Genomic DNA, 13232 nt, shown 5'->3' with positions numbered 1-13232 from the left:
TGCGTCGGTTGTTGCAGGGGGAGTGCCGGCCGCTGGCCGGCATTTCCCTTGGGCAGAGAGGATTCCTGAGGTTGCCGGCCAGCGGCCGGCACTACCGGCGGTGACCCTCTCGGGTCACCGCTGCGGCTGCGGTGTGATCACTTGTGTCGGCAACCGCGCGGGCGGTGCCGGATTCGGCACCCAGATCGCGACGCCGGCGGCGCGCTTCTGCGTGGTCGGAATACCGATGCCGACGCCGCCACCGACGTGCGAACCGAACGTGCCGGCGCCGACCGACATGCCCACCGGCGAGCCACTGCTGCCCACGCCCATCAACACCACGCCATTGGCGCCGAGCGCGGCGGCCTCGCGCTTCAGGCGTGCCACGGCGGCATCGGTCTGGCCCTGGGTGCCGAAGCCGACGGCGGACGCCGATTCCAGCTGGGCGATTTCCTGGGAACCGGCCGGTGGCGTCGAATAGATCTGCACCAGCGCCGGATCGATCGGTGCGCGGGCGCGGCCCAGCATCACCTTGGAGGTACTGGCACAGCCAGCGGCGACCAGCAGGATGGCCGCCAACGCGGCCCAACGGATGTTCATGGCACGACCCCTGTAGGACTGGTTGCGATCATCGGCGGGCCACTCTGAATCGGCGCCAACACCCGGGCCAGGGCACGCACGGCAGCACGCTAGCACGGCGGGGGTGACAGCCTCGCCAATGGCAGTAGGCGGCGGCAACGGGAACGTCTATGGTTGGGGCAGGAACCAACTGCGGGAGAGCGGCATGGGTGTGATCAGTCTGTTGTGGGGCGTACTGGCGCTGTTGTGGATGATCCTGGCGCTGATTCCACTGCTGGGCTGGGGCAACTGGTTCCTGATCCCGTTCGCTGCGGTGGGCGCGGTGATCGCCGCGCTCGGCATCCTGTTCACCCACCCGAGCAAGCGCGGCCGGGCCTGGGCCGGCCTGGTCCTGAACGGCATCGTGGTGGTGGTGGGCATCCTGCGCCTTGGCCTGGGTGGCGGCGTGATCTGAGCCCGCACCCGGGTGCGACAGGGCGTCGCAGGCGCACGGCCCATGGCCGGGCAGGGGCGTACAATGAATGGCTGCGCGAGCCCCCCGCGTGCCTGTGAATCCGCGCCCGGCGCGGCTGCCCCATGATCATCCGACCCCGTCCCCACGGCTGGCAACTGCTTTACATCCTGCGCGGTTCGATCGTCAAAGCGATCGCGCCCAAGGTGCTGGCCATCCTGATCCTGTCCATTGCCGTGGCTGCGGTGGTGGAACTGGCGCCGCCCACCGGCATCGAACGCGTTTCCGTCACGCCGTTCACCCTGCTCGGCCTGGTCCTGTCGATCTTCCTCAGCTTCCGCAACAGCGCCTGCTACGAGCGCTGGTGGGAAGGCCGCAAGCTGTGGGGCCAGCTGGTCTACGAATCGCGCTCGCTGGCCCGCCAGGTGAACCTGCTGCTGGCCGATGACACCGGCCGCCGCCGCCGCATCGCCTACCTCACCACCGCCTTCGCCCATGCACTGGCCGGTCGCCTGCGCGGGCGCATCGTGGCGCTGATGGCCCTGCCGTGGCTGGACAAGCGCCAGCGCGAACAACTCGGGCAGCGCGAGAACGTGCCCGACGCGCTGCTCTCGATGATCGCTGCGGAACTGGCGCAGGCCCTGCGTGCCGGTGACCTCGACCCGATCCTCTACACCCAGCTGGAAGAACGCCTGCACGCGATGTCGTCGATCCAGGCCGGCTGCGAGCGCATTCTCACCACACCGCTGCCGTTCGCCTACACCCTGCTGCTGCACCGCTGCGCGTGGATGTTCTGCGTGCTGCTGCCGTTCGGCCTGGCCAGTTCGCTGGGCTGGGGCACGCCGGTGCTGTCGGCGGTGCTGGCCTATGCCTTCTTCGGCCTGGACCAGCTGGGCGAAGAAATGGAAGACCCGTTCGGCCTGGAGCCGAATGACCTGCCGCTGGACGCGCTGGTGCGCACGATCGAGATCGACCAGCTCGACGCGCTCGGCGAACGCCCATTGCCCGAACCCCTGCTGCCGCAGGGCTACCTGTTGCAATAGCCACTCCTCGGAGCCTGCCATGTCCCACCCGCTTTACCGCCCGCGCCGCATGCGCCATGACGAGTTCTCGCGCCGCCTGATGCGCGAGAACACGCTGACCACCGACGACCTGATCTACCCGGTGTTCGTGCACGAACTGGCTGGCCGCACCGCGGTGCCGTCGATGCCGGGCGTGGAGCGGCTGTCGATCGAAGAACTGCTGAAGGTGGCCGAAGAGGCGCTGGAGCTGGGCATTCCGGTGATCGACCTGTTCCCGGTGATCGACCCGTCGCTGAAGTCGCTGGATGCATCGGCGGCGTGGGCCGAGGACGGCCTGGCGCAGCGTGCGATCCGCGCGCTGAAGTCGCGCTTCCCGGAACTGGGGGTGATGACCGACGTGGCGCTGGACCCGTACACCACCCACGGCCAGGACGGCATCATCGACGACAAGGGCTATGTGCTGAACGACATCACCGTCGAGGCGCTGGTCAAGCAGTCGGTATCGCACGCCGAGGCCGGTGTGGACATCGTCTCGCCGTCGGACATGATGGACGGCCGCATCGGCGCGATCCGTCGTGCGCTGGATGCCGACAACCACATCAACGTGCGCATCATGGCCTACTCGGCCAAGTACGCCTCGGCGTTCTACGGTCCGTTCCGTGATGCGGTGGGCAGCGCCGCCAGCCTCGGCAAGGCCGACAAGAAGACCTACCAGATGGACCCTGCCAACGGCGACGAGGCCCTGCGCGAGATCGCGCTGGACCTGGAAGAGGGCGCCGACATGGTGATGGTCAAGCCGGGCATGCCGTACCTGGACCTGGTGCGCCGGGTGAAGGAGAAATTCGGCGTGCCAACCTTCGCCTACCAGGTGAGTGGCGAGTACGCGATGATGAAGGCCGCCTTCGCCAACGGCTGGCTGGACGAGCGCGCCTGCGTGCTGGAGTCGCTGCTGGGCTTCAAGCGGGCCGGTGCCGATGGCGTGCTGACCTATTTCGCGCCGCAGGTGGCGCGATGGCTGCGCGAGCGCTGACAATAGCGCCACGATAGACGGAGGACTGCGCGATGGGACCCGAACTGGGGTGGATGCAATGGCTGATCTGGGGCACCGGTACGCTGGTGTTCGGCGCCATCATCGTCGGTGTCTTCATCGCCGCCTGGCGGGCCGGCAAGCGCCCGCCGGAGCAGCTCTCCGCCGCGCGCCACGTGGCCCGTGAGCAGGCCCTGCCGGACAGCGTGCAGGCCGAACTGGCCGCGCTGAACCAGCGCAAGGACAATGGCCAGCTGAGCGAGATCGAGTACGAGCAGCAGCGCGCCAAGGTGTTGTCGCGCTGACGGGTGGGTGCCAACCTTGGTTGGCACTTTCCCGCATGCCAACCAAGGTTGGCATCTACCAAACGGCCATCCACGCACGGCGTGGATCTACCGCACGCACCTGGCGCCTCCATCGCCCTGGTAGCCGCCAACCTTGGTTGGCGTTTGCCGTCACCGTGCGCCCGGCACGCACCCCGCAACCGCCACCACCTTCGGCACCGCCAACCGGTACACGTCCACGCCACCGGCACGCGGTGCCTTCGCCGCACTGCTGGCGACCATCATCTCGCCCGGCTTGGCGTTGTCGATCACCGGCGCGCCGGTCCAGCCGCTGGCCTGGTTGAACGACAGCCCCAATGGCTGCAGCGCCGCACCGGTCCACGCACAGCCGCTGCTCCACACCTGCGTGGTCGTGCCGTTGCCGCGGCTGAACACCACGGCGCCGTCATGCCCCAGCCAGTCGCCGTCGGTCTCGTCGTCGGCACTGTTCAACGCGCTCAGTGCGCTGGCCGGGCCACGCAGTCCCTGCGCATCCAGCGTCGCCACGAACAGGTCCCAGCCGGCACCACGGCCCTGCTGGCGGGCAAACAACAGCTGCCTGCCATCCGCGCTCAGGGCCGGCCCGCGCTCTTCCCGGCGGCCCGCGTCGCCCGCCAGCAGCTGCGCGGTACCCAGTTGGCCATCGGTGGCGAGAGCGGCCCGATACAGCGCCAGCTTGCCCTCGCGGCCGGCCGCGAACAGCAGCCAGCGGCCGTCGCGGCTGAAGTAGGGATCATGGGCTTCACCGGCCACGCCTACCGGCAAGGCCTGCGCCTGCTGCCAGCGGCCGTCCACCACGCGCGCCTCCCACAGGCCCCAACCGGCCTCGCCACGGCGGGCGAAAACGATGCGCTGGCCATCGGCGCTGATCGTGGCGCGGCCCTCGTCGGCACGGGTCGAGACCACGCCCATGCCTTCGATGCCGTACTCGTTCAACGCCATCGCCACGGGGGCAGAGAGTAGACTGGCGGCAAGCACCAGCAGGGGCGGGGTGATGCGCATCATCCGGGTCCGTGCACGAAAGAGCATCAGTCTAGCCAGCTTGAGGATTCCATGACCGACCGTTACGCCGTCTTCGGACACCCCGTTGCCCACTCGAAGTCGCCGCAGATCCACGCGACGTTCGGTCGCCAGGAAGGCATCGCGGTGGATTACCGCGCGATCGACCTGGCCCCGGATGCGTTCCTGGCCGGCCTGGAGGCGTTCGCCTCAGAGGGCGGCGTCGGCGCCAACGTCACCTCGCCGCACAAGGAAGCCGCGTTCTCGGTGTGCACCACGCTGACTGCACGTGCGCGCCGCGCCGGTTCGGTCAACACGCTGCTGCGCAAGGGCGACCGCTGGCACGGTGACACCACCGACGGCATCGGCCTGGTGCGCGACCTGACCGACCGCCACGGCCTGGACCTGCGCGGCCGCCGCATGCTGCTGATCGGTGCCGGCGGCTCCGCGCGCAGCGTCGCTCCGGCCTTCCTCGATGCTGGAATCACTGAGCTGGTGGTGGTCAACCGCACGCCGGAACGCGCCGATGAACTGATCGACGCGATGGGCGAACCGGGCCGCGCGATCAGCCGCTACTGGGAAGACCTGCGCGAGCTGGGCGACTTCGAACTGATCGTCAATGCCACCTCGGCCGGCCGCGACCGCGACGTTGAGTTCAAGCTGCCGCTGTCGCTGGTCAACTCGATGACCACCGCCGTCGACCTGAACTACGGCGAGGCCGCCATCGCCTTCCTGGCCTGGGCGCGTTCGGCGAACTGCCGCAATACCGTGGATGGCCTGGGCATGCTGGTCGAGCAGGCCGCCGAGAGCTTCCTGCAGTGGCACGGTGTGCGTCCGCAGACCGACGAGGTCTACCAGACGCTGCGGCAGGGCTCGGCCGTGCTGGCCGGCGAGGACTGATCGATGGACAACACGACCCTGATGGTGACGGTGCTGAGCATCGTGGGCGTGCGCCTGCCGGTGCTGATCGCACTGTGCGTGGGCCTGGTCTGGGTGGTCGGCGCACCGCGCGATGCCACCCGCACCGGCGCCCTGGTCGGCCTGGTGCTGTTGCTGCTGTCCAGCCTCGGCGGCATGGCCGCCGGCATCCTGCCGATGTGGTTGATCAACAGCGGCAACTTCGACGCCATCTCGGGCATGAGTGCCATCCTTGGCGTGCTGCACTTCGCGCTGGCGATGGTCGAGGCCATCGGCGTGGTGCTGCTGGTGTGGGCCCTGGTGCGCCTGCTGCGTACCCGCACGATCCCGGCATCCTGACCGGTAGCGCCGGGCCATGCCCGGCGTATCTGGCCCTTGGGCGGTCCGCCCATCGGACCGTGACCGCCGCCTGGCGTCGTCGCTGGCCCGTTCAGGGTGCCAGCGACGGTGAACGCGGCCGGCCATGCGACAATGACCGGCCTGATCCAGCCACGGTACTTCCCGGCGTGACCGAAACCGTCGCCGCTCCGCGCACGCTCGATGACACCTTGAAGGACGCGATCCGCAAGGCGTACACGACGCTGCAGGCCAATACCCCCGGCTTCTCCACCCGCCGCTCGCAGAGCCAGATGATCGGCGTGGTGTCGCGTGCGTTGTCGAAAAGCGGTGGCGTCGGCGTGGTCGAAGCGCCCACCGGCGTCGGCAAGAGCCTGGGCTACCTCACTGCAGGTGTACCGATCGCGCTGGCCAGCAAGAAGAAGCTGGTGATCAGCACCGGCACCGTGGCGCTGCAGTCGCAGCTGGTCGAGCGCGACATTCCGAATTTCCTGAAAGCCACCGGCCTGGAAGCGACCGTCGCGCTGGCCAAGGGCCGTACCCGCTACCTGTGCACGCGCAATGCTGCCGAAGCGCAGGGCGAGGGCTCGCAGGGTGGCATGTTCGAGGACGACGCACCCTTGTTCGACCGGCCACTGGCGCCGATCGAGATGGACATCGCCAAGCGCCTGACCGATGCCTTCACCGGTGGCAGCTGGGATGGCGACATCGACAACGCGCCGGAGACCATCAGCCCCGGCCTGCGCAGCCGCATCACCACGCCGGCTTCGGGTTGCGCCGGGCGCCGCTGTGCCTATTCGGCGCAGTGCGCGGTGCTGCGTTCGCGCAATACGGTGCGCGACGCACAGATCGTGGTCACCAACCACGCGCTGCTGCTGTCGGCGCTGTCGATCGGTGACAGCGACAACGGCCAGCCGTTGATCGCCCCGCCGTCGGACATGCTGCTGGTGTTGGACGAAGGCCATCACATCGGCAACGTGGCGATCGACCAGGGCGCGGCCAGCCTGGCGCTGGACGAGATGGCCAAGCGCACCGGCCGCCTGCAGATCCTGATCGCCGGCGCCTACCGCGCGGTCGACAAGGATCGGTTGGGCAACCTGTTGCCGAACGAGGCGATCGAGGTGGCCAGCAACGTGGCCAAGCAGCTGCGCGCGTTCCGCGACCACGTCGAGCGGGTGTGGATGCCGGCACCGGCCGACGAGGAACCGATGTGGCGCGCCGCCAATGGTCGTCTGCCCGAGGCCTGGCGCGAGCCGATCGAAGCGCTGGCCGACGACACCCGCAGCCTCTACAACTGGGCGCATGCCGCCACCGCGCAGGTCGCCAAGGGCAAGCCGGACGATGCCGCGCGCGAGCGCCTGCAGCGCAACCTGGGCATGGCGCTGGAAATGATCGAGCAGCAGTACAACCTGTGGCAGGCCTGGCGCCGCGAGGACAAGGACGGCGCGCCGCCGATGGCGCGCTGGGTCACCGCCACCCGCGACGGCGACCTGGTGCTGCATGGCTCGCCGGTGTCGGCCGCGCACGTGCTGCGCAAGCTGCTGTGGGATGAAGTGGACTCGGTGGTGATGACCTCGGCGACGCTGACCGGCGGTGGCGACTTCCAGTCGCTGGCGATCGACAACGGCATTCCCGAAGAGGCCGAGATGGTCTCGCTGTCGTCGCCGTTCGACCTGCCCAACCAGGCCGAGCTGATCGTGCCGAAGTTCCCGGTCACCCCGGACGATCGCGAAGGGCACCCGCGCGAAGTGGCGCGCTACCTGGACACCGAACTGGACTGGGCCAAGGGCTCGATGGTGCTGTTCACCTCGCGCTGGAAGATGGAGAAGGTAGCCGGGCTGATGTCGGCCGCGCGCCGAAAGCAGGTGCTGGTGCAGGGCGAGATGTCCAAGACCCGGCTGATCGACGAGCATCTGCGGCGCGTGGCGGCAGGCGAAGGCTCGGTGCTGTTCGGCCTGAATTCGTTCGGCGAAGGCCTCGACCTGCCCGGTGAGGCCTGCACCACGGTGGTAATCACCCAGGTGCCGTTCGCGGTGCCGACCGATCCGCAGACCGCCACGCTCAGTGAGTGGTTCGAGGGGCGTGGCCTCAATGCCTTCAACCTGATCGCGATTCCGCACGCGCTGCGCACGCTGACCCAGTTCGCCGGCCGCCTGATCCGCACCTCCACCGACACCGGCCGCGTGGTCATTCTTGATTCGCGACTGCTGACCCGCCGCTACGGCAAGCGCATCATCGACGCGCTGCCCCCGTTCAAGCGCGTGATCGGCTGACCAGTAGCAAAAAGGGGACGGAGGGAATTAAGTCGTTTATGGCAAAAACGACTTAATTCCCTCCGTCCCCTTTTTTGCGAGCACTGTACAGATGCCGGCCAGCAGCCGGCACTACCGCACGGGCTGACGATCGGACAGCGGCGCTTGGTGGTTACCGGGTGCCTGTTTCAGGCGTCCGGCAGCCTGGCCCATAGGCCTCCATGTAGGGTTTGCCGAAGCAGCGCAGTAGCCCATCAAGCACATCCAGGTTGGGCGGCCACGGCATCTGCACCTGCTGCCCGCCTTCGGTGGTGAACTGGTAGCGACCGTCCTTGATGTTCTCCGCCATCGCGGTGGGCGTCGGTATCGCGACCAGCCTCGCACGAGCCTTCTCCAGGGCGCTGCGGTCCTGGCGCAGGAACGCGACCATGCCGTCCACGTAGGCATTCCAGTAACCCGGGTCGCCCGCGTTCACGGGTTTGTGGCTGCGTTCCATCAGCGTGATCGCCTGCGCGGTCTGCCCCAGCTCCGCGCGCAGCTGGCCCTCGTGCCAGGTGATGATGACGTTGCCTTCTGCCTTGGGCAGAGCGCCGTAGGCGGACAGCAGGTCGGCCGCTTCGCGGGTACAGCCACGGTCGGCCAGCGGGCGCCAGCCACCTGCCAGATCCTGATCGAATCGGCCAGGTTCCATCGCCAGCATCGCGGCACGGTCGTAGCTGCAGTCCGGGGCTTTGGGCGGTTCGGCTGACGTGCCCATGGCAGCGGCCAGCGCAAAGGAAAGCAACATCATCTCAACCTCCGTGTTGGTGACTTCCTGGACCACCATAACGGATCAGGAGGGGTAGCGCCGGCCGCTGGCCGGCAACCTCATTGATGTGGGGCGTCGCAGTGCAGATGCCGGCCAGCGGCCGGCACTACCGCACGGGGGTCAATCGCCCAGCAGGGCGGTGTTGCGTACGGCGCCCTTGTCGGCGCTGGTGGCGAGCAGCGCGTAAGCCTTCAGCGCGCTGGTGACCTTGCGCGGGCGCGGTGCGCGCGGCTTCCAGCCGCGGGCATCGGCGTCGGCGCGGCGCTGGGCCAGCGTGGCCTCATCCAGCAGCAGATCGATGCGGCGCGCCGGGATGTCGATGCGGATGCGGTCGCCGTTTTCCACCAGGCCGATGACACCGCCACTGGCGGCTTCCGGCGAGACATGGCCGATCGACAGGCCCGAGGTTCCGCCGGAAAAGCGGCCATCGGTGAGCAGCGCACATTGCTTGCCCAGCCCCTTCGATTTCAGATAGCTGGTCGGGTACAGCATCTCCTGCATGCCGGGGCCGCCCTTCGGGCCTTCGTAGCGGATGACCACCACCTCGCCCGGCTGCACCTCGTCAGCGAGGATGCCGGCGACGGCGGCGTCCTGGCTTTCGTAGACGCGCGCGGGGCCTTCGAACACATGGATCGACTCGTCCACGCCGGCGGTCTTCACCACGCAGCCATCGATGGCCAGGTTGCCGCGCAGCACGGCCAGCCCGCCTTCCAGCGAATACGCGTGCTGCAGCGAGCGGATGCAGCCCTCGGCGCGGTCCACGTCCAGCGTCGGCCAGCGCGTGGCCTGGCTGAAGGCTTCCTGGGTGGGGATGCCGGCCGGGCCAGCCTTGAAGAAGGTATGCAGGGTGTCGTTGTCACTGCGCACCACGTCCCAGCGTTCCAGTGCTTCGGCCAGGCTGGCGCTGTGCACGGTCGGCACCGTGGTTTCGAGCAGGCCGGCGCGGTCCAGTTCACCGAGGATGCCGAACACGCCGCCGGCGCGGTGCACGTCCTCGATGTGGTACTTCGGCGTGTTCGGCGCCACCTTGCACAGCTGCGGTACGCGCCGCGACAGCGCGTCGATGTGGGTCAGGTCGAAGTCGACCTCCGCTTCCTGCGCGGCAGCCAGCAGATGCAGGATGGTGTTGGTGGAACCGCCCATGGCGATGTCCAGGGTCATCGCGTTGGCGAACGTGGCCTGGGTGGCGATGCCGCGCGGCAGCGCGCTCGGGTCTTCGCCGCCATACCAGCGGTGGCAGAGTTCGACGATCAGGCGGCCGGCGCGGCGGAACAGCGCCTCGCGGTCGGCATGGGTGGCCAGCGTGGTGCCATTGCCCGGCAGCGACAGGCCCAGCGCTTCGGTCAGGCAGTTCATCGAGTTGGCGGTGAACATGCCCGAGCAGGAGCCGCAGGTGGGGCAGGCGCTGCGCTCGAACGCGGCGACCTTCTCGTCGGAGGCGCTGTCATCGGCGGCCACCACCATCGCATCGACCAGGTCCAGCTTGTGCTCGGACAGCTTGGTCTTGCCCGCTTCCATCGGCCCGCCGGAGACGAACACCACCGGGATGTTGAGGCGCAGCGCGGCCATCAGCATGCCGGGGGTGATCTTGTCGCAGTTGCTGATGCACACCAGCGCGTCGGCGCAGTGCGCGTTGACCATGTACTCCACGGCATCGGCGATGATCTCGCGGCTGGGCAGCGAATACAGCATGCCGTCGTGGCCCATCGCGATGCCGTCGTCCACGGCGATGGTGTTGAATTCCTTGGCGACGCCGCCGACCTGTTCGATCTCGCGCGCGACCAGCTGGCCGAGGTCCTTCAGGTGCACGTGGCCGGGCACGAACTGGGTGAAGGAGTTGGCGATGGCGATGATCGGCTTGTGGAAGTCGCCGTCCTTCATGCCGGTGGCACGCCACAGGGCGCGGGCGCCGGCCATGTTGCGGCCGGCGGTGGAGGTGCGGGAGCGGTATTCAGGCATGGCTGGCGGAACGGGCGGGCCGTACAACGTGGGGGTCGCCCGATCATGGCCAATTTTTTCGGTTGCTGCTGCAACCACCCGTTTTCGGTAGATGCCGACCTTGGTCGGCGCCGTGCCGTGTGTGCCAACCAAGATTGGCACCTGCCAGAGCGGTGCGCCGCCCGGGGTCGGATCCCATCGCGGCGCGATGGGCTCTGACCCCAATGCCCGACGAAAATGAAAGTCCGTTCATCTTTCGGACTTTGCCGATTCCGGTTGCTGGTCCGGATTTGGCATCATTGGGGCATTGATCCGTCGACAGGGCATGAGGCCATGAAACGTTCCCGCACCACCGCGCTGCTGCTGATGAGCGCTGCGCCGCTGCTGTTCACCGCCTGCCAGAAGGAGCCGGAGGTGAAGGTGCAGGAAGGCCTGTACACCTCGGTGGAGGCCTGCACCGAGGCCACCGGCGATCCCTCGTCGTGCCGCAATGCCTTCGCCGAAGCGCAGAAGCAGGCCGCCGATGCGGCGCCGAAGTACGCCAGCAAGGAAGCCTGCGAGAAGGACTACAAGCCGGAACAGTGCGTGCAGCAGCACACCTCGGCCGGTACCTCGTTCATCGGCCCGATGATGATGGGCTTCTTCATGTCGCAGATGCTGAGCAACCGCGGCGGCCTCGCGCCGCAGGCGCCGGCGGCGGCGCCGGCCTACCAGGACAAGAGCGCTGGATGGGCGCGTCCGGCACCGGGCGGTACCGGTGGCCTGAACACCGCCAGCGGCATCGGCGCGGGCAAGGCCGGCCTGGCCCCGGTCACCAGCGAGCCGAACCGTGCGGTCACCGCCAGCCGTGGTGGCTTCGGCAACACCAGCGCACGCCGCAGCACCAGCGGCAGCTACGGCGGCTGATCGACCCATGCAGCGCATCCGGATTGCCGAGCGTGCCCAGTGGCGGGCACGTGCGGATGAAGCGGGTTTCCGCTTCCACACCATCGACGGCCAGCCGTATTGGGATGAAAGCGCGTACTACGCCTTCACCCTGCGCCAGATCGAACAGGACATCGAAGACCCCAGCGCCGAGCTGCACCGGATGGCGCTGGACCTGGTCGGTGATGTCATCGGCAGCGAACGATTGATGGACCAGCTGGCGATTCCGTCGCATTACCGCGACTGGATCGCCAACAGCTGGCGCCAGCGCCAGCCGCATCTGTACGGTCGCCTGGACCTGGCCTACGACGGTACCGGCCCGGCCAAGCTGTACGAACTGAACTACGACACGCCGACCTCGCTGTTCGAGGCCAGCTTCTTCCAGTGGCAGTGGCTGGAAGACCAGCGCAACGCCGGTCGCCTGCCGCAGCATGCCGACCAGTTCAACGCGATCCACGAAGCGCTGGTCGAACGTTTCGGCGAACTGGCCACGCAGTTGCCGCCACCGCTGTATTTCAGCGCCGTGGGCAGTTCGGAAGAAGACCGCGGCACCGTCGACTACCTGCGCGACTGTGCGTCGCAGGCCGGCCTGCATGGCCAGGCCATCGCCATCGAGGATATCGGCCTGTCCGAGGACGGCCGCTTCACCGCGCTGGACGATTCGGTGATCGGCACGCTGTTCAAGCTGTACCCGCTGGAAGACCTGATGGCGGAAGAGTTCGGCCGCGCGCTGCCCGGTTCGGGCGTGCAGCTGCTGGAGCCGGCGTGGAAGGCGGTGCTGAGCAACAAGGGCATCCTGCCGCTGCTGTGGCAGCGCAACGTGGGCCATCCGAACCTGCTGGAAGCGCATTTCGATGACGGCAGCACGCTGGCCTCGGGCTGGGTGCGCAAGCCGCTGTTCTCGCGCGAAGGCGCCAACATCGAGATGCACCTGGCCGATGGCAGCACCCAGCGCAGCGACGGTCCCTACGACGGCCCGGCGATCATCCAGCGTGCGCATCCGCTGACCCGCTTCGAAGGCGGCTACCCGCTGATCGGCAGCTGGGTGGTGGGTGACCACGCCTGCGGCATCGGCATCCGCGAGGACGACAGTGCGATCACCCGCGACAGCGCGCGCTTCGTGCCGCACGCGATCGTTGATGAGGCGCCGACGCGGATCTACGTCTGATGACGGTGCGGCGCCCCCGGGCCGGCGTGGGCAACCGACGCCGGTCGTAGAACAACCGCTGTGGGTAGTGGCCGACCTTGGTCGGCGCCGTTGATTCCGTGCCAACCAAGGTTGGCACCCACCAGAGCGATGCGTCGGCTGTTGCAGGGGTAGTGCCGGCCGCTGGCCGGCAATCGCCGTTGGTAGATGCCGACCTTGGTCGGCGCTGTGGGTTCGTGCCAACCAAGGTTGGCACCTACCAGAGTGATGCATCGGCTGTTGCAGGGGTAGTGCCGGCCGCTGGCCGGCTACCGCTGTTGGTAGATGCCGACCCTGGTCGGCGCTGTGGGTTCGTGCCAACCAAGGTTGGCACCCACCAGAGCGGTGCGTCGGTTGTTGCAGGGGTAGTGCCGGCCGCTGGCCGGCAATCGCCGTTGGTAGATGCCGACCCTGGTCGGCGCTGTGGGTTCGTGCCAACCAAGGTTGGCACCCACCAGAGCGGTGCGTCGGTTGTTGCAGGGGTAGTGCC

At 68.2% G+C, this 13232-nt stretch carries 13 protein-coding genes; 9 read left to right on the top strand and 4 right to left on the bottom strand.

What is annotated here, in order from left to right:
• Positions 1-114 precede the first annotated feature (114 nt).
• A complete protein-coding gene (locus ACZK13_RS20060; RefSeq protein ID WP_014038879.1) occupies positions 115-579 on the bottom strand; it encodes a hypothetical protein in 465 nt (154 codons plus the stop codon).
• A gap of 184 nt (positions 580-763) precedes the next feature.
• On the opposite strand from ACZK13_RS20060, the gene ACZK13_RS20055 reads away from it, so the two are divergent.
• The 4 genes from ACZK13_RS20055 (at position 764) to ACZK13_RS20040 (ending at position 3363) form a co-directional block, all read left to right on the top strand.
• On the top strand, positions 764-1012 hold the full coding sequence (locus ACZK13_RS20055) for a hypothetical protein (protein WP_006475755.1): 249 nt from the start codon (positions 764-766) through the stop codon (positions 1010-1012).
• A 122-nt stretch (positions 1013-1134) separates the two neighbouring features.
• Positions 1135-2052 (top strand): bestrophin family protein, encoded by a 918-nt coding sequence (locus ACZK13_RS20050; protein ID WP_010482217.1) that lies wholly within the window; start codon positions 1135-1137, stop codon positions 2050-2052.
• A gap of 19 nt (positions 2053-2071) precedes the next feature.
• The gene (gene hemB / locus ACZK13_RS20045) at positions 2072-3061 is read left to right on the top strand and encodes a porphobilinogen synthase (protein ID WP_032129123.1); all 990 of its coding nucleotides are present in this window, start codon (positions 2072-2074) and stop codon (positions 3059-3061) included.
• A gap of 32 nt (positions 3062-3093) precedes the next feature.
• A complete protein-coding gene (locus ACZK13_RS20040) occupies positions 3094-3363 on the top strand; it encodes an SHOCT domain-containing protein (RefSeq protein WP_180838704.1) in 270 nt (89 codons plus the stop codon).
• A 150-nt stretch (positions 3364-3513) separates the two neighbouring features.
• Here the strand turns inward: ACZK13_RS20040 and ACZK13_RS20035 are convergent, their stop codons facing one another.
• Complete coding sequence (locus tag ACZK13_RS20035; protein ID WP_180838705.1) at positions 3514-4386, bottom strand: TolB family protein; 873 nt, start codon at positions 4384-4386, stop codon at positions 3514-3516.
• Positions 4387-4434: 48 nt separating this feature from the next.
• Here ACZK13_RS20035 and aroE point away from each other — a divergent pair, with 48 nt between their 5' ends.
• The 3 genes from aroE (at position 4435) to dinG (ending at position 7907) form a co-directional block, all read left to right on the top strand.
• Positions 4435-5280: a shikimate dehydrogenase gene (gene aroE, locus ACZK13_RS20030; protein WP_253144159.1), complete on the top strand. Its 846-nt coding sequence runs from the start codon at positions 4435-4437 to the stop codon at positions 5278-5280.
• Between the two features lie 3 nt (positions 5281-5283).
• On the top strand, positions 5284-5637 hold the full coding sequence (locus ACZK13_RS20025) for a hypothetical protein (protein WP_006400655.1): 354 nt from the start codon (positions 5284-5286) through the stop codon (positions 5635-5637).
• A gap of 167 nt (positions 5638-5804) precedes the next feature.
• Positions 5805-7907, top strand: coding sequence for an ATP-dependent DNA helicase DinG (gene dinG, locus ACZK13_RS20020; protein ID WP_071228543.1), 2103 nt, complete (start codon positions 5805-5807; stop codon positions 7905-7907).
• Between the two features lie 151 nt (positions 7908-8058).
• On the opposite strand, the gene ACZK13_RS20015 is transcribed toward dinG, so the two are convergent.
• A complete protein-coding gene (locus ACZK13_RS20015) occupies positions 8059-8676 on the bottom strand; it encodes a hypothetical protein (protein WP_253144157.1) in 618 nt (205 codons plus the stop codon).
• A gap of 138 nt (positions 8677-8814) precedes the next feature.
• The gene (gene ilvD / locus ACZK13_RS20010) at positions 8815-10653 is read right to left on the bottom strand and encodes a dihydroxy-acid dehydratase (RefSeq protein ID WP_253144154.1); all 1839 of its coding nucleotides are present in this window, start codon (positions 10651-10653) and stop codon (positions 8815-8817) included.
• Between the two features lie 312 nt (positions 10654-10965).
• Between ilvD and ACZK13_RS20005 the strand changes: the two genes are divergently transcribed.
• Positions 10966-11538, top strand: coding sequence for a DUF1190 domain-containing protein (locus ACZK13_RS20005; RefSeq protein WP_125895412.1), 573 nt, complete (start codon positions 10966-10968; stop codon positions 11536-11538).
• 7 nt (positions 11539-11545) lie between these two features.
• Positions 11546-12724 carry a glutathionylspermidine synthase family protein gene (locus tag ACZK13_RS20000; RefSeq protein WP_253144152.1) on the top strand — a complete coding sequence of 393 codons (1179 nt, stop codon included), beginning with the start codon at positions 11546-11548 and terminating at the stop codon, positions 12722-12724.
• The last annotated feature ends 508 nt before the right edge of the window (positions 12725-13232 follow it).

It is taken from the genome of Stenotrophomonas sp. 99219_Sma, from assembly GCF_056480785.1.
This window is presented reverse-complemented; position numbering and strand designations above follow the sequence as displayed.

Excerpts from the sequence above, each read along its gene's own strand:
- ACZK13_RS20040 (WP_180838704.1), top strand. The coding sequence starts at position 3,094 with ATGGGACCCGAACTGGGGTGGATGCAATGGCTGATCTGGGGCACCGGT.
- ACZK13_RS20050 (WP_010482217.1), top strand. The coding sequence starts at position 1,135 with ATGATCATCCGACCCCGTCCCCACGGCTGGCAACTGCTTTACATCCTG.
- ACZK13_RS20060 (WP_014038879.1), bottom strand. The coding sequence starts at position 579 with ATGAACATCCGTTGGGCCGCGTTGGCGGCCATCCTGCTGGTCGCCGCT.
- aroE (WP_253144159.1), top strand. The coding sequence starts at position 4,435 with ATGACCGACCGTTACGCCGTCTTCGGACACCCCGTTGCCCACTCGAAG.
- ACZK13_RS20035 (WP_180838705.1), bottom strand. The coding sequence starts at position 4,386 with ATGATGCGCATCACCCCGCCCCTGCTGGTGCTTGCCGCCAGTCTACTC.
- hemB (WP_032129123.1), top strand. The coding sequence starts at position 2,072 with ATGTCCCACCCGCTTTACCGCCCGCGCCGCATGCGCCATGACGAGTTC.
- ilvD (WP_253144154.1), bottom strand. The coding sequence starts at position 10,653 with ATGCCTGAATACCGCTCCCGCACCTCCACCGCCGGCCGCAACATGGCC.
- ACZK13_RS20025 (WP_006400655.1), top strand. The coding sequence starts at position 5,284 with ATGGACAACACGACCCTGATGGTGACGGTGCTGAGCATCGTGGGCGTG.
- ACZK13_RS20000 (WP_253144152.1), top strand. The coding sequence starts at position 11,546 with ATGCAGCGCATCCGGATTGCCGAGCGTGCCCAGTGGCGGGCACGTGCG.
- ACZK13_RS20005 (WP_125895412.1), top strand. The coding sequence starts at position 10,966 with ATGAAACGTTCCCGCACCACCGCGCTGCTGCTGATGAGCGCTGCGCCG.
- ACZK13_RS20055 (WP_006475755.1), top strand. The coding sequence starts at position 764 with ATGGGTGTGATCAGTCTGTTGTGGGGCGTACTGGCGCTGTTGTGGATG.
- ACZK13_RS20015 (WP_253144157.1), bottom strand. The coding sequence starts at position 8,676 with ATGATGTTGCTTTCCTTTGCGCTGGCCGCTGCCATGGGCACGTCAGCC.